We start from the raw sequence: 16,113 nt of genomic DNA on the forward strand, positions 1-16,113 counted from the left end.
CCGCCACGACGCTCACCGCCAGTATGCGGCTGTGCATCGCCCAGCAACTGCATGTTCATCGGTTTGTTGAGAATGCGAGTGCGCGTAAAGTGTTGCAGCACTTCACCCGGCATACCTTTCGGCAGTTCGATGGTGGAGTGAGAAGCAAACAGCTTGATGTTACCAATGTAACGGCTGCTGATGTCGCCTTCGTTAGCAATCGCGCCAACGATATGACGAACTTCAACGCCATCATCACGACCCACTTCAATGCGGTACAGCTGCATGTCGCCAACATCACGACGTTCACGACGCGGACGATCTTCACGGTCGCCACGCGGGCCACGGTCGTTACGATCGCGCGGACCACGGTCATCACGGTCACGGAATTCACGTTTCGGACGCATCGGCGCATCTGGCGGAACAATCAGAGTACGTTCACCCTGTGCCATTTTCAGCAGTGCGGCTGCCAGAGTTTCGAGATCCAGTTCTTCACCTTCTGCGGTCGGCTGAATTTTGCTCAGCAGTGCACGGTATTGATCCAGATCGCTGCTTTCCAGCTGCTGCTGTACTTTAGCGGCGAATTTTTCCAGACGGCGTTTGCCCAGCAGTTCTGCGTTCGGCAGTTCTACTTCTGGAATGGTCAGCTTCATAGTACGTTCAATGTTGCGCAGCAGACGACGCTCGCGGTTCTCAACGAACAGCAGCGCGCGGCCAGCACGACCCGCACGACCGGTACGACCGATACGGTGAACGTAAGACTCAGAATCCATCGGGATATCGTAGTTAACTACCAGGCTGATACGCTCAACGTCCAGGCCACGAGCCGCAACGTCGGTTGCAATCAGGATATCCAGACGACCATCTTTCAGGCGTTCCAGAGTCTGCTCACGCAGCGCCTGGTTCATGTCACCGTTCAGCGCGGCGCTGTTGTAGCCGTTACGCTCAAGGGCTTCAGCCACTTCCAGAGTCGCGTTTTTGGTACGAACGAAGATAATCGCCGCATCAAAATCTTCTGCTTCCAGGAAACGTACCAGTGCTTCGTTTTTACGCATACCCCAGACAGTCCAGTAGCTCTGGCTGATGTCAGGACGGGTAGTCACGCTGGACTGAATGCGCACTTCCTGCGGCTCTTTCATAAAGCGGCGGGTAATGCGACGAATCGCTTCCGGCATGGTGGCAGAGAACAGAGCGGTCTGATGACCTTCCGGGATCTGCGCCATAATGGTTTCAACATCTTCAATGAAGCCCATGCGCAGCATTTCGTCAGCTTCATCCAGAACCAGACCGCTCAGTTTAGAGAGATCCAGAGTGCCACGTTTCAGGTGGTCAAGCAGACGGCCCGGAGTACCGACAACGATCTGCGGCCCCTGACGCAGGGCGCGTAATTGCACGTCATAACGCTGGCCGCCGTACAGGGCAACCACGTTTACGCCGCGCATGTGTTTAGAGAAATCCGTCATTGCTTCAGCAACCTGTACCGCCAGTTCGCGGGTCGGTGCCAGCACCAGAATCTGTGGTGCTTTCAGCTCAGGATCAAGATTCTGCAGCAGAGGTAAAGAGAATGCTGCAGTTTTTCCGCTCCCCGTCTGGGCCATACCCAGTACGTCGCGGCCATTCAGCAGATGTGGAATACACTCTGCCTGAATTGGAGATGGTTTTTCGTAACCCAGATCGTTAAGGGCTTCAAGGATAGGAGCCTTCAGGCCCAGATCTGCAAAAGTGGTTTCGAATTCAGCCATGTAGTACGTGTGCCTCAAAATTAATGGCGGCCAGTCTACATAACTCATCATGAAATTGATCAGCAATTTTCATTGAAAAGTGTGAACCGGCTCAAAGTAGGTGTATTAACGAACAACAACGCCCTCACCCGTTAAGGTGATGGCAATCAAATAAGATTACGGGCTGATGTGTACGTCAGCTATTGCTGGTCCGATTCTGCCAGGTCATCTTGGTCCTGGCCCAGGAGCGATAATTCCAACAATGCGTATCGGTGCTCAACAAAGTTATGAACGTTGTTGGCAACCGCCAGTTTGAACAGTGCCGTGGCGCTGTCCAAATCCCCCAGACTTAGGTAGTACTTACCTAAATAGAAGTTGGTTTCACTGAGATGCTCAGCGAGCGAGGTGTTATCCGTTGCGTCCGCCTTGAGCCTTTCCATTAACGTTTGTTCGCTAATGTTGCCCAGGTAGAACTCGACAATGTTCCATCCCCACTGCTCCTTGTCCGATTTTTCGAAGTGCTGTTTTAACACTTCTTTAGCCTGCTTCTCATCGAGCTTCTGCTCAGCGAGATAAAGCCACAGACTACGGAAAGGATCATTGGGATCGTCTTGATAAAACGCCAGCAGATCATCTTGCGCTAACTTGTCACGACCGCCGTAATATAATGCGATCCCGCGATTCAAGTGCGCGTAGTTGTAAGTTGGATCAAGCTCAAGTACAGAATCAAACGCTTCATAGGCAGCATCAAAATTGCCTGCCTGCGTTAAATATATGCCTAAGTAATTGAATACTTCAGGCATATCCGGTCGGATTGCCAGCGCCTGCGAAAAATCGTTACGCGCTAATGCCCTCAGACCGAGACTATCATACAACACTCCGCGCTCATATAAAAGCTGTGCGCGTTCGTCATCGGTTAAAGCCCGACTGGCAAGGATCTGTTCCATACGTGCCAGAATCACTTCCTGCTGTAAAGTCGGTTGCAATGGTACTGCGAGGACTTCACTTTTACGCCAGGAAGTATTACTGCATCCTGCAAGCGTAAGTGCTGTCGCAACGAAACACCAGCGCAAAAAAGGCTTCATTTCCCACTCCCGAAGACCACGGTTGAATGAACGTCCTGTTCCCGGTTGCTAACAAGGCGTCCTGCCTGGTTAAAAGCCCCCCGCCGCAGCGGAGGGCAAATGGCAACCTTACTCGCCCTGTTCAGCAGCCGGAGCTTCCGGTGCCGCAGCAGGTTGAGACTGCTCAGTCGCTTCTTTAATGCTCAGACGGATACGGCCCTGGCGATCAACTTCCAGAACTTTCACCGGTACTTCCTGACCCATCTGCAAGTAATCGGTCACTTTCTCAACGCGTTTGTCAGCGATTTGAGAGATGTGTACCAGACCTTCTTTACCGCCTCCGATGGCAACAAATGCACCAAAGTCAACGATACGGGTCACTTTACCATTGTAGACGCGGCCCACTTCGATTTCCGCAGTGATCTCTTCGATACGACGAATGGCGTGTTTTGCTTTCTCGCCGTCGGTCGCTGCGATCTTCACAGTACCGTCATCTTCGATTTCGATGGTGGTGCCGGTTTCTTCGGTCAGGGCACGGATAACAGAACCGCCTTTACCGATAACGTCTTTGATCTTGTCCGGGTTGATCTTGATGGTATGGATACGCGGAGCGAACTCAGAGATATCGCCACGCGGCGCGTTGATCGCCTGTTCCATTACGCCAAGGATATGCAGACGCGCACCTTTAGCCTGGTTCAGCGCAACCTGCATGATCTCTTTGGTGATACCTTCAATTTTGATATCCATCTGCAGTGCAGAGATACCGTCACGGGAACCCGCAACTTTGAAGTCCATATCGCCCAGATGGTCTTCGTCACCCAGAATGTCAGACAGTACAACGTAGTTGTCGCCTTCTTTCACCAGACCCATTGCGATACCCGCAACGGCGGCTTTGATCGGCACACCTGCGTCCATCAGCGCCAGAGAAGCGCCGCACACGGAAGCCATAGAAGAGGAACCGTTGGATTCGGTGATTTCAGATACAACACGTACGGTGTACGGGAATTTGTCCATATCCGGCATTACTGCCAGCACACCGCGCTTCGCCAGACGACCGTGACCAATTTCACGACGCTTCGGAGAACCGACCATGCCAGTTTCGCCTACGGAGTACGGAGGGAAGTTGTAGTGGAACAGGAAAGTGTCAGTACGCTCGCCCATCAGTTCATCAAGAACCTGCGCGTCACGTGCAGTACCCAGCGTTGCGGTAACCAGCGCCTGAGTTTCACCACGGGTGAACAGCGCAGAACCGTGAGTACGCGGCAGCACGCCAGTACGGACATCCAGACCACGGATCATATCTTTTTCACGACCGTCGATACGCGGTTCGCCTGCCAGTACGCGGCTACGAACAACATTTTTCTCGATAGCGTGCAGAATTTCACCCAGTTCGTTTTCGTCCAGGGTTTCGTCTTCAGCAAGCAGCGTCGCGATGGTTTCAGATTTGATCACGTCAACCTGCGCATAACGCTCTTGTTTGTCGGTGATGCGGTAAGCATCGCTCAGACGAGCTTCAGCCAGTGCAGCAACGCGTGCGTTCAGCTCTTCGTTTACCGGCTCCGGCTGCCAGTCCCAACGCGGTTTACCGGCTTCTTTCACCAGTTCATTGATGTTCTGAATAACAACCTGCTGTTGTTCATGACCGAACACTACTGCGCCCAGCATCTGGTCTTCGCTCAGCAGTTCAGCTTCAGATTCAACCATCAGTACAGCGGCTTCAGTACCCGCAACAACCAGATCCAGTTTGCTCTCTTTCAGCTCGTCCTGAGTCGGGTTCAGTACGTACTGATCATTGATGTAACCCACACGGGCAGCACCAATCGGACCATTGAACGGAATACCAGACAGAGACAGTGCTGCAGAAGCACCAATCATCGCGACGATATCCGGGTTAACCTGCGGGTTAACAGAAACTACGGTGGCGATAACCTGAACTTCGTTGACGAAGCCTTCCGGGAACAGCGGGCGAATCGGGCGGTCAATCAGACGCGCGATCAGGGTTTCGCCTTCGCTTGGGCGGCCTTCACGACGGAAGAAGCTACCCGGGATACGACCAGCAGCGTAGGTACGCTCCTGATAGTTAACGGTCAGTGGGAAGAAGTCCTGACCTGGTTTGGCTTTTTTCTGGCCAACAACGGTAACAAATACCGCAGTGTCATCCATGCTAACCATAACAGCGGCAGTGGCTTGACGCGCCATCATGCCTGTTTCCAGAGTTACGGTGTGTTGGCCGTACTGGAATTTACGAACGATCGGATTAAGCAATGTAATATCCTTTCTCTTTCTTAGACAGCACCTTAACGGCACTGGTGTTAATACCCGATCTTCTGCGCATCCTCGCGACTAATGACAACCCTAACCCAGCCTGATGTGGGTAAAGCCTCTCATTAGCCGCGCGAACCTCTGCAACGGAAGATCATTCATAGCAACAATACATTAGTTTCCAGTGAATTGCTGCCGTTAGCTTGAAAAAAGGGGCCACTCAGGCCCCTTTTCTGAAACTCGCAAGAATTAGCGACGCAGACCCAGGCGCTCGATGAGCTGGGTGTAACGTGCTACATCTTTACGTTTCAGGTAGTCGAGCAGTTTACGACGCTGAGAAACCATGCGCAGCAGACCACGACGGCTGTGGTGATCTTTTTTGTGCTCTGCAAAGTGACCCTGCAGGTGGTTGATCTGTGCAGTCAGCAGTGCTACCTGAACTTCGGTAGAACCGGTGTCGTTTTCACCACGACCAAACTCAGAAACGATTTTAGCTGTTGCTTCAGTACTTAGAGACATTTTAAAACTCCAAAGTATATAGAATGAAAGGACGCCGATCTCTAATTCAGCGATCCCAGTGTACGTCACGTAAAGTGTTAAACAATTTACGTGACGTTAAGCGGCAGTATTCTACTCGTAGCGACCTGTTATCGCAAGACGGTTAACATTACGCCGGGTATTCAACCACCAGGCGACGAGGCGCGACGCGGCCTTCATCGTCAATTTCGCCCATACCGATAAACTTACCGTTCTCACCTTCTGTAACACGAACCAGTCCTTCCAGCGGCGCACCAGATGTACGAACCGGGTTACCATTTTTGAAGTAAACAGAAGACGTTAACGGAAGATTCACCACCGGATAGTCCGAAGCTGGACTGTCCATTGGCATCAGTAATGGATCAAGTAACTCCGCAGCCGGAATATCCTGCTGTTCAGCTTGCTCAACCAGTTCACGCAGATGTTCCAGGGTCACCATCCGTTCGACTGGATATTTACTTACTGTCAGACGGCGCAGGTAAATAACATGCGCGCCACAGCCAAGTTTTTCACCCAGGTCGTCAATGATGGTGCGGATATAGGTGCCTTTTGAGCAATGAATTTCCAGCTCCAGCTCATTGCCTTCATGACGAATAAACAGCAATTCATAAACGGTAATCGGACGCGCTTCGCGTGGGACTTCAATACCCTGACGCGCGTACTCGTACAGTTTTTTGCCCTGATATTTCAGCGCCGAATACATCGAAGGGATCTGTTCGATATCGCCACGGAAAGTATCCAGTGCTGCCGCCAGTTGCTCTGCACTAAAGGTTACCGGACGCTCCTCAACGATTTGTCCGTCAGCGTCGGAAGTATCGGTACGCTGCCCAAGACGCGCAATCACCCGATAGCGTTTGTCGGAGTCCAGCAGATACTGGGAAAACTTCGTCGCTTCCCCGAGGCAAATCGGTAACATGCCGGTCGCCAGCGGGTCCAGCGCGCCGGTGTGTCCGGCACGGTTGGCGTTATAAATGCGTTTCACTTTTTGCAGCGCATCGTTGCTGGACATGCCCTGCGGTTTATCCAGCAACAAAACGCCGTTAATGTCGCGACCGCGACGACGAGGACGACTCATTAGTCCTCCTTGCTGTCGTCCGGGTTAACACGACGTTCTTCGTCATGTTTGACCACGCTGGTCACCAGGTTTGACATACGCATCCCTTCAACCAATGAGTTGTCGTAGAAGAAGGTTAGTTCCGGGACGATACGCAGACGCATCGCTTTGCCCAGCAGGCTGCGGATGAAACCAGAGGCTTCCTGCAACGCTTTGATGCCCGCTTTTACCGCATCTTCATCTTTGTCGTTGAGGAAAGTGACATACACTTTGGCATACGCCAGGTCACGAGACATTTCGACACCGGAAACGGTGGTCATCATGCCCAGACGAGGATCTTTAATTTCGCGTTGCAGGATGAGAGCGATCTCTTTTTGCATTTCCTGCGCTACGCGCTGCGGGCGACCAAATTCTTTCGCCATAATAAATTCTCCTGACAAAAAAGGGGCCATAAGCCCCTTTTTAAAATTAATTTCAGGTGGAAGGGCTGTTCACGTAGGCCTGATAAGACGCGCCAGCGTCGCATCAGGCAACGGCTGCCGGATGTGGCGCAAACGCCTTATCCGGCCTACACCCAATCAGCCTTAGGCAATCGTACGCTGAATCTCGATGATTTCGAATACTTCGATCACATCGCCAGTGCGGACGTCGTTGTAGTTCTTAACGCCGATACCACATTCCATACCGTTACGGACTTCGTTAACGTCATCTTTGAAGCGGCGCAGGGACTCCAGCTCGCCTTCGTAGATAACCACGTTGTCGCGCAGAACGCGGATCGGGTTGTGACGTTTAACCACACCTTCGGTAACCATACAGCCTGCGATGGCGCCGAATTTCGGTGATTTGAACACGTCACGCACTTCTGCCAGACCGATGATCTGTTGTTTCAGTTCCGGAGACAGCATACCGCTCATCGCCGCTTTAACTTCATCAATCAGGTTATAGATGACGGAGTAGTAACGCAGATCCAGGCTTTCAGCCTCAATCACTTTACGCGCAGAGGCATCAGCACGAACGTTGAAGCCAACCAGAATCGCGTTGGATGCAGCCGCCAGGGTCGCGTCGGTTTCGGTGATACCACCTACGCCAGAACCGATGATCTTCACTTTAACTTCGTCAGTAGACAGTTTCAGCAAGGAATCGGAAATCGCTTCCACAGAACCCTGAACGTCAGCCTTCAGTACGATGTTCACTTCATGAACTTCGCCTTCGGTCATGTTGGCGAACATGTTCTCGAGTTTAGATTTCTGCTGACGCGCCAGTTTAACTTCACGGAATTTACCCTGACGGTACAGTGCAACTTCACGTGCTTTTTTCTCGTCACGAACAACGGTAACTTCGTCACCCGCAGCCGGAACACCGGACAGACCAAGGATTTCCACCGGAATGGACGGACCTGCTTCCAGCACTTCCTGACCCAGTTCGTTACGCATTGCACGAACACGACCGTATTCGAAGCCACACAGAACGATGTCGCCCTTGTGCAGAGTACCTTCACGTACCAGTACAGTTGCAACCGGACCACGACCTTTATCGAGGAAGGATTCGATGACCGCACCGCTCGCCATCCCGTTACGCACAGCTTTCAGTTCCAGGACTTCAGCCTGCAGCAGGATCGCATCCAGCAGTTCGTCGATACCTGTACCCGCTTTTGCAGATACGTGTACGAACTGGCTTTCACCGCCCCACTCTTCCGGCAGAATGCCGTACTGGGACAGTTCGTTCTTAACGCGATCTGGATCGGCTTCTGGCTTATCGATTTTGTTCACAGCAACCACAACCGGCACACCCGCCGCTTTCGCGTGCTGGATTGCTTCAATGGTCTGCGGCATTACGCCGTCATCTGCAGCGACAACCAGAACTACGATATCCGTTGCCTGTGCACCACGTGCACGCATTGAAGTAAACGCGGCGTGCCCCGGGGTGTCCAGGAAGGTGATCATGCCGTTTTCAGTTTCAACGTGGTATGCACCGATGTGCTGGGTAATGCCGCCTGCTTCGCCAGAGGCCACTTTCGTTGAACGAATGTAGTCCAGCAGAGAAGTTTTACCGTGGTCAACGTGACCCATAATGGTCACGACCGGCGCGCGCGGTTCAGCCGCAGCCCCCGTGTCACGGTCGCTCATTACCGCTTCTTCCAGTTCGTTTTCACGACGCAGGATAACTTTGTGGCCCATCTCTTCGGCAACCAACTGTGCGGTTTCCTGGTCGATGACCTGGTTGATGGTTGCCATTGCACCCAGTTTCATCATCGCTTTGATAACCTGAGAGCCTTTAACCGCCATCTTGTTCGCCAGTTCGCCAACGGTGATGGTTTCGCCGATCACCACGTCACGGTTAACGGCCTGAGCTGGCTTCTGGAAGCCCTGCTGCAGTGAAGAACCTTTGCGTTTTCCGCCTTTACCGCCACGAACCGCTGCACGCGCTTCTTCACGATCGGCTTTAGATTCTGAATGTTTGTTGCCTTTCTTCGGACGAGCGGCTTTCGCGTTACGACCACGGCCACGACCGCCTTCGACTTCACGATCGCTTTCGTCTTCTGCCTGGCGAGCATGTTGAGAGGTTGTAACGTGATAATCGCTGGAATCTTCGGTCGGTTCCGCGCTATCAGTCCATTTGTTTTCTTCCGCCATACGACGTGCTTCTTCAGCAACGCGACGTGCTTCTTCTTCGAGTTTACGACGCGCTTCTTCTTCAGCTTTACGCTTGAGCTCTGCAGCTTCCTGCTCACGGCGGGCTTTTTCAGCCTGGGCGTTTTTAGTCATATCGTCTTGTTGATTGCTCACTTTGTCTTTTTCCGCAGCTTCACGTTTCGCTTGTTCAGCGGCTTCACGTTTAGCTTGTTCTGCGGCCTCACGTTCAGCTTTTTGTTGCGCCTCGCGTTTGGCCAATTCTTCTGCCTCACGACGGGCTTGCTCTTCCGCTTCACGCTGCGCTTGCTCTTCCGCTGCAAGGCGTTCAGCCTCTTGCGGATCGCGTTTCACAAAGGTGCGTTTCTTGCGGACTTCGATTTGTACCGATTTGCTTTTTCCACCGGTACCAGGAATGTTAAGGGTGCTACGTGTTTTACGTTGCAGCGTTAATTTGTCCGGTCCTGAATTTTTCTGATTCAGGTGGTCAATTAAAGTCTGTTTCTCTTGTGCAGTCACAGAGTCGTCAGCAGACTTCCGGATACCTGCATCAGCAAATTGCTGTACCAGGCGTTCCACGGAGGTCTGTCGCTCTGCGGCCAGCGTTTTAATCGTTACATCTGTCATGCTGTTCCTTCCTGCTACAGTTTATTACGCTTCGTCACCGAACCAGCAAATATTACGGGCAGCCATAATCAGTGCTCCGGCTTTTTCGTCGGTCAACCCTTCGATATCAGCCAGATCATCAATGCCCTGTTCGGCGAGATCTTCCAGCGTACAAACGCCACGGGCGGCCAGTTTGAATGCCAAATCACGATCCATCCCTTCAAGGTTCAGCAGATCGTCAGCCGGTTTGTTATCACCGAGGCTTTCTTCCTGGGCCTGTGCAATGGTGGCCAGTGCATTTTTAGCACGCTCGCGCAGTGCTTCAACAGTCGGCTCATCAAGGCCTTCAATTTCCAACAGCTCTTTCATCGGCACATAGGCCAGTTCTTCCAGCGTCGAGAAGCCTTCTTCTACCAGGACAGTGGCAAAGTCTTCGTCAATGTCGAGATAACGGGTGAAGGTATCGATCGCTGCGTGTGCTTCCGCCTGATGTTTAGCCTGCAGGTCGTCAACGGTCATTACGTTGAGTTCCCAACCACTCAGCTGCGAAGCCAGACGCACGTTCTGACCGTTACGGCCAATTGCTTGCGCCAGATTACCAGCTTCAACGGCGATATCCATGGTGTGTTTATCTTCATCCACCACGATAGAAGCAACGTCTGCCGGTGCCATCGCGTTGATCACGAACTGCGCCGGGTTATCATCCCACAGGACGATATCGATACGCTCGCCGCCGAGCTCGGTGGAAACTGCCTGAACACGGGCACCGCGCATACCGACACAAGCACCTACCGGATCGATACGTTTATCGTTGGTTTTCACCGCGATTTTCGCACGAGAGCCCGGATCGCGAGCTGCAGCTTTAATTTCAATCACTTCTTCGCCGATTTCCGGCACTTCAATGCGGAACAGTTCGATCAGCATTTCCGGCTTGGAACGGGTTACGAACAGCTGCGCGCCACGCGCTTCCGGGCGAACGGAATAAAGTACGCCACGAACGCGGTCGCCAGGGCGGAAGTTTTCACGCGGCAGCATGTCTTCACGCAGGATGACAGCTTCAGCATTGTTACCCAGATCCAGAGAGATATTATCGCGGTTTACTTTTTTCACCACGCCAGTGATGATTTCACCTTCGTGTTCACGGAACTGATCAACAACCATCGCGCGTTCGGCTTCACGAACTTTCTGCACGATAACCTGTTTTGCCGTCTGGGTCGTAATGCGGTCAAAGGTGACAGACTCAATCTGATCTTCAACGTAATCGCCCAGGTTCAGGCTTTCATCTTCAAAACGCGCAGCTTCAAGGGTGATTTCTTTAGTCGGCTGAGTGACTTCATCAACTATCAGCCAGCGACGGAAGGTGTCAAAATCACCGCTTTTGCGATCGATCTGTACGCGGACGTCGATCTCTTGTTCATATTTTTTCTTGGTTGCTGTAGCCAATGCGCTTTCCAACGCTTCGAAAATTTTCTCGCGAGGCAGCGCCTTTTCATTGGAGACGGCTTCAACTACAGCCAAAATTTCTTTGTTCATCGCGGGGTTTTCACCTCATCCAGACTATTAAAAGTGGGGAACCAGGTTCGCCTTCTGGATATTACTCAGCGCGAACACTTCATCTTTACCTTCGACGGTAACTGTGATCATTTCACCGTCTACCGCTTTGATAACGCCCTGCCATTTACGACGGTTTTGTACCGCCATACGGAGAACCAGAGTCACCTCTTCTCCGACGAAACGGGCGTAGTGTTCAGCCGTGAACAGTGGGCGATCGAGACCCGGTGAGGAGACTTCCAGGTTATAAGCAACGGTGATGGGATCTTCAACATCCAACACGGCACTTACCTGGTGGCTCACATCAGCACAATCATCAACATTGATGCCATCTTCACTATCAATATAGATGCGCAGTGTGGATGTGCGACCGCGAATAAACTCGATGCCAACCAGTTCAAAACCCAGGGCCTCAACTGGCGCAGTAATCATCTCTGTTAATTTTTGCTCTAATGTGGACAAGCCCACCCCCAAGACATAAAAAAAGGGCCTAAAGCCCAGTTATTCTGTAGTCAGATAACAAAAAACCCCGATAAATCGGGGCTTTATATAACTGAACCCTATAACCGCAAATGCGGTCTGGAGCACTTTCCAGAAGGATTTTTTCAAATCCCACTACGAAGGCCGAAGTCTTCACAGTATATTTGAAAAAGAACTCTAAGGGAAAGTGGTTGCGGGGGCCGGATTTGAACCGACGACCTTCGGGTTATGAGCCCGACGAGCTACCAGGCTGCTCCACCCCGCGCCTGAAACGTGGCAAATTCTACTCGTTTTGAGTAAAAAATGCAAATACTGCTGGGATTTGGTGTACCGAGACGGGACGTAAAATCTGTGGTCATTATAGTGATCCACGCCACATTTTGTCAACATTTATTGCTACTCACGTGAATGGATATCCAGTTCACTTTCATTGATTGAGTAATTTCTACCTCACCTTACTTCTCTTAAACGCACTATTTTACAAAAAACGCACTAAACTCTTCCGGTCTCCGATAAAAGATGATTAAATGAAAACTCATTTATTTTGCATAATAATTCAGTGAGAGCGGAAATCCAGGCTCATCATCAGTTAATCAAGCAGGGTGTTATTTTATGACGACGATTCTCAAGCATCTCCCGGTAGGTCAACGTATTGGCATCGCTTTTTCTGGCGGTCTGGACACCAGTGCCGCACTGCTGTGGATGCGACAAAAGGGAGCTGTCCCTTATGCATATACTGCAAATTTGGGTCAGCCAGACGAAGAGGATTATGATGCGATCCCTCGTCGTGCTATGGAATACGGCGCGGAGAACGCTCGTCTAATCGACTGCCGCAAACAACTGGTGGCGGAAGGCATTGCCGCTATTCAGTGTGGTGCTTTCCATAACACCACTGGCGGCCTGACCTATTTTAACACCACGCCGCTGGGTCGCGCCGTGACTGGCACCATGCTGGTTGCTGCCATGAAAGAAGACGGCGTTAACATCTGGGGTGATGGCAGCACCTATAAAGGAAACGATATCGAACGTTTCTATCGTTACGGTCTGTTGACCAACGCGGAACTACAAATTTACAAACCGTGGCTTGATACTGACTTTATTGATGAGTTAGGCGGTCGTCATGAAATGTCTGAATTTATGATTGCCTGCGGTTTCGACTATAAAATGTCGGTTGAGAAAGCCTACTCCACCGACTCCAATATGCTTGGTGCGACGCACGAAGCGAAGGATCTGGAATACCTCAACTCCAGCGTCAAAATCGTCAACCCGATAATGGGTGTGAAATTCTGGGATGAGAGTGTGAAGATCCCGGCAGAAGAAGTCACGGTACGTTTCGAACAGGGTCATCCGGTGGCGCTGAACGGCAAAACCTTTAGCGATGATGTGGAAATGATGCTGGAAGCCAACCGCATCGGCGGTCGTCACGGCCTGGGCATGAGCGACCAAATCGAAAACCGTATCATCGAAGCGAAAAGCCGTGGTATCTACGAAGCTCCGGGGATGGCGCTACTGCATATCGCTTATGAACGTCTGCTGACAGGTATTCACAACGAAGACACCATCGAGCAGTATCACGCGCATGGTCGTCAGTTGGGTCGTCTGTTGTATCAGGGACGTTGGTTCGATTCCCAGGCATTGATGCTACGTGACTCTCTGCAACGCTGGGTTGCCAGCCAGATTACAGGTGAAGTTACCCTGGAGCTGCGTCGCGGGAATGATTACTCCATCCTTAATACCGTCTCTGACAATCTGACTTACAAACCAGAACGTCTGACGATGGAAAAAGGTGACTCGGTGTTCTCGCCAGATGATCGTATCGGTCAACTGACCATGCGCAACCTGGATATCACCGATACTCGCGAGAAACTTTTCGGTTATGCCAAAACGGGTCTGCTCTCATCTTCTGCCGCTTCAGGCGTACCGCAGGTTGAGAATCTGGAAAACAAAGGCCAGTAATTCGACGTTAACCCTGCCCATCAAGGGCGGGGTTATCTGGATTTCCTCTGTCAAATCTTTTCTTATAATGCCATGCGCATTATGCAAAGATGAAAGATGAGATAAACAATGAGATTGAAAATAGGGAAGGCGACTCGCAATAAATCTTATAGTCGCCTTCATATGAGTAAAATATTCTCTTTATCGATTTCACCGATGACATTATTACGTCATCCTGTGTCAGGAACCGATCTTCGCACTTATAGCTGACGCTGTTCCAGACTGCTATATATTGCCTTTATTTCATTTTTTACGCCTTCGCCACGGTACACCAAAGACGTATCGTATCGTTGATATTTATCTTCCCGCGCGGCACTGAACCAGTTAAAAGATCCGACGCACAGCAGCTCTTCATCCTCAATCACAATTTTGCTGTGGACACGATTAACCAATTTCGTAGCGATGCCCATATTATTGAGCTTTTCAACAGCATCATTCAGCAGATGTCGTTTCTCCTGACGCTTACCATCATCGACATGCGCTATATTGCAGTTTTTATCCGTCACCACGGTAATATCAATGCCCCGGGAACGGGCCAGAGCCATTGACGCCAGAAACCCGGTTTGCTCCTCTTTTTGCCAGGATAACCAGGGAGAAATGATCGTTATTTTCTTTTGAGCCCCGGCAAGAGCCTTATTCAAAAATGCATCATGCTGCTCCACACCATGCAGCGTTGAAATCTGTGCATTTGCGGAACTTAAATCTTGTCGTTTCTGAAACTCAAATTGCAACGCATTGTTGTCTGAAGCAAACAGATATGTAGCCAGTAATCCTCGCGGCGAGGAAGCCGGCTGCATCTCAATAAGATCCATATCCCCAAAAACCAGAAAACTATCTTTCGCACGCGAGACTGCGACATTGAGGATGCTGCTATTGCTATCAATAAACCGCCCATCCTCATGTTTTGAATAGACCGTAGAGAAAAGAACTATCGCCCTCTCCGCCCCCTGCAAGGAATGCACAGTTCCCACGGTCAGCGAATCATCTTCGTCACTGCAATTAATCTCCAGCTTACGCAATGACGTCTTGATGGCATTAACCTGTGCCGAAAATGGCGTCACAATGCCAACGACTTTATACAACGGTTCCCCGTAATGGCGTTCTATTTCTTCCTTATGAGCCACCAGCCATGCTGCAATTGTTTCAGCTTCGAGGGAGTTGTAACGGCTACCTCCATTTGGCTTCATACCCCTGCCGTCAATATGCAGATACCCCATTGCCGGGAAAATCGTTTCTTTTTCCACCCCTCTTTTGGGCTGCAACTTACCGTGATAGCAAAGTGAGTTACAGTAGCCAATGATGTTATCGAAACAGCGACGATGCTCATACAGATACATTCCGCGCTCGAACTTGGAATCATACTGATAGCGAGAATTGTATTGAGCAACCTTCATCACGCTGCCAGATGCCGCACTTTTTCCAGACTCACACACATGAGAATATGCATTCATTAACTCTTCCTGAGTGACGCCAGGAAGAATGTTATCCTCCAGCATATTGCCTATATCGGTGATGGGCAGACAATTCCAGATAGGTGCTATTTGTTCCGTATCGCCTATTACCAGAGATTTCTTCGCCAATGCAAATGAGGCCGCAGCAACCTCCGGGAGCACCTGCCCCGCTTCATCAACAATCAGTAAATCGGCAAAGTTATATAAATAATGATTATCAGGTTTTCCGTCCCTGCCGAAAGATTTTTTCCTGCTCATATGGTAAGGCAACATGTAGCAGGTCATCACCACACAAGGGGTAAGTTTCATTCTTCTTAACCAACGAGCCTTAACGCTAATTGCCTCATTGAGTCCTTTTTCTTTTTGCAGATTATTGATAGCCGCCATATCCATCAGCCAACGCCCCTCCCAATAATGGGTCGCTAACAAGAACGCTGGAAAACGGATCTGCGTATCGGCAAGCTCGTCTGCTCCGGCCAGGTTCAATTCATCATCCCCCCTGTAACCCAGAGTATAAGTCAACTCGCGCCATTGGTTTGCTGCTTCCATTTCGCGTCGGGCTATGTCCTGCGCAAAATTGATGTTCTGTTGGCACTCCACCTGCTCTTTTTGCGTTTTAGCAATCAAACCATCAATAAATTCATCAATATCTTCGGGATAATTTCCCTGGAACGATGTCATTCTTGCGCCGAATGTAGAGTCCAGGAAGAGATTAATCTGGCAATGGCGTTTAGTACGAACAGCAGGAAGCCATGACAAAATCGCTAGACTGGCCCCCTGAAC

The 16,113-nt window shown here is 50.9% G+C and carries 12 protein-coding genes and 1 tRNA gene; 1 reads left to right on the forward strand and 12 read right to left on the reverse strand.

What is annotated here, in order from left to right; translation table 11 throughout:
- The 11 genes from deaD to A7589_RS00055 form a co-directional block, all read right to left on the reverse strand.
- Positions 1-1,721 (reverse strand): ATP-dependent RNA helicase DeaD (gene deaD / locus A7589_RS00005; RefSeq protein ID WP_001506304.1); only part of this gene is annotated, 1,721 nt, incomplete at its 3' end.
- Complete coding sequence (gene yrbN / locus A7589_RS00010) at positions 1,714-1,794, reverse strand: protein YrbN (RefSeq protein ID WP_010723222.1); 81 nt, start codon at positions 1,792-1,794, stop codon at positions 1,714-1,716. The genes deaD and yrbN, both read right to left, overlap by 8 nt.
- Positions 1,795-1,900: 106 nt before the next feature.
- Complete coding sequence (gene nlpI / locus A7589_RS00015; RefSeq protein ID WP_000802080.1) at positions 1,901-2,785, reverse strand: lipoprotein NlpI; 885 nt, start codon at positions 2,783-2,785, stop codon at positions 1,901-1,903.
- A 108-nt stretch (positions 2,786-2,893) separates the two neighbouring features.
- Complete coding sequence (gene pnp, locus A7589_RS00020; RefSeq protein WP_000933927.1) at positions 2,894-5,029, reverse strand: polyribonucleotide nucleotidyltransferase; 2,136 nt, start codon at positions 5,027-5,029, stop codon at positions 2,894-2,896.
- A gap of 246 nt (positions 5,030-5,275) precedes the next feature.
- Positions 5,276-5,545, reverse strand: a complete 270-nt coding sequence (gene rpsO / locus A7589_RS00025) for a 30S ribosomal protein S15 (RefSeq protein WP_000059470.1) — start codon at positions 5,543-5,545, stop codon at positions 5,276-5,278.
- A 148-nt stretch (positions 5,546-5,693) separates the two neighbouring features.
- Positions 5,694-6,638, reverse strand: coding sequence for a tRNA pseudouridine(55) synthase TruB (gene truB, locus A7589_RS00030; protein WP_016159710.1), 945 nt, complete (start codon positions 6,636-6,638; stop codon positions 5,694-5,696).
- Positions 6,638-7,039 (reverse strand): 30S ribosome-binding factor RbfA, encoded by a 402-nt coding sequence (gene rbfA, locus A7589_RS00035; protein ID WP_001040205.1) that lies wholly within the window; start codon positions 7,037-7,039, stop codon positions 6,638-6,640. Before rbfA ends, truB begins: the two co-directional genes overlap by 1 nt.
- Before the next feature lie 162 nt (positions 7,040-7,201).
- Entirely contained in the window at positions 7,202-9,874 is a 2,673-nt protein-coding gene (gene infB, locus A7589_RS00040) for a translation initiation factor IF-2 (RefSeq protein WP_000133059.1), read from the reverse strand.
- A 24-nt stretch (positions 9,875-9,898) separates the two neighbouring features.
- On the reverse strand, positions 9,899-11,386 hold the full coding sequence (gene nusA, locus A7589_RS00045; protein WP_001031044.1) for a transcription termination factor NusA: 1,488 nt from the start codon (positions 11,384-11,386) through the stop codon (positions 9,899-9,901).
- A 27-nt stretch (positions 11,387-11,413) separates the two neighbouring features.
- The gene (gene rimP / locus A7589_RS00050) at positions 11,414-11,866 is read right to left on the reverse strand and encodes a ribosome maturation factor RimP (RefSeq protein ID WP_001300397.1); all 453 of its coding nucleotides are present in this window, start codon (positions 11,864-11,866) and stop codon (positions 11,414-11,416) included.
- 206 nt (positions 11,867-12,072) lie between these two features.
- Positions 12,073-12,149: transfer RNA gene (locus tag A7589_RS00055), tRNA-Met, on the reverse strand.
- A gap of 347 nt (positions 12,150-12,496) precedes the next feature.
- Between A7589_RS00055 and argG the strand changes: the two genes are divergently transcribed.
- A complete protein-coding gene (gene argG, locus A7589_RS00060; protein ID WP_000207675.1) occupies positions 12,497-13,840 on the forward strand; it encodes an argininosuccinate synthase in 1,344 nt (447 codons plus the stop codon).
- 239 nt (positions 13,841-14,079) lie between these two features.
- Here the strand turns inward: argG and A7589_RS00065 are convergent.
- Positions 14,080-16,113: AAA domain-containing protein (locus A7589_RS00065; protein WP_235613299.1), on the reverse strand; the 2,034-nt coding region annotated here is incomplete at its 5' end.

It is taken from the genome of Escherichia sp. MOD1-EC6475 (assembly GCF_003046645.1).
Classification (GTDB): domain Bacteria; phylum Pseudomonadota; class Gammaproteobacteria; order Enterobacterales; family Enterobacteriaceae; genus Escherichia; species Escherichia ruysiae.

Coding starts and splice junctions, on each gene's coding strand:
- yrbN (WP_010723222.1), bottom strand. CDS start 1,794: ATGAAAATTGCTGATCAATTTCATGATGAGTTATGTAGACTGGCCGCC.
- nlpI (WP_000802080.1), bottom strand. CDS start 2,785: ATGAAGCCTTTTTTGCGCTGGTGTTTCGTTGCGACAGCACTTACGCTT.
- rpsO (WP_000059470.1), bottom strand. CDS start 5,545: ATGTCTCTAAGTACTGAAGCAACAGCTAAAATCGTTTCTGAGTTTGGT.
- truB (WP_016159710.1), bottom strand. CDS start 6,638: ATGAGTCGTCCTCGTCGTCGCGGTCGCGACATTAACGGCGTTTTGTTG.
- rbfA (WP_001040205.1), bottom strand. CDS start 7,039: ATGGCGAAAGAATTTGGTCGCCCGCAGCGCGTAGCGCAGGAAATGCAA.
- infB (WP_000133059.1), bottom strand. CDS start 9,874: ATGACAGATGTAACGATTAAAACGCTGGCCGCAGAGCGACAGACCTCC.
- nusA (WP_001031044.1), bottom strand. CDS start 11,386: ATGAACAAAGAAATTTTGGCTGTAGTTGAAGCCGTCTCCAATGAAAAG.
- argG (WP_000207675.1), top strand. CDS start 12,497: ATGACGACGATTCTCAAGCATCTCCCGGTAGGTCAACGTATTGGCATC.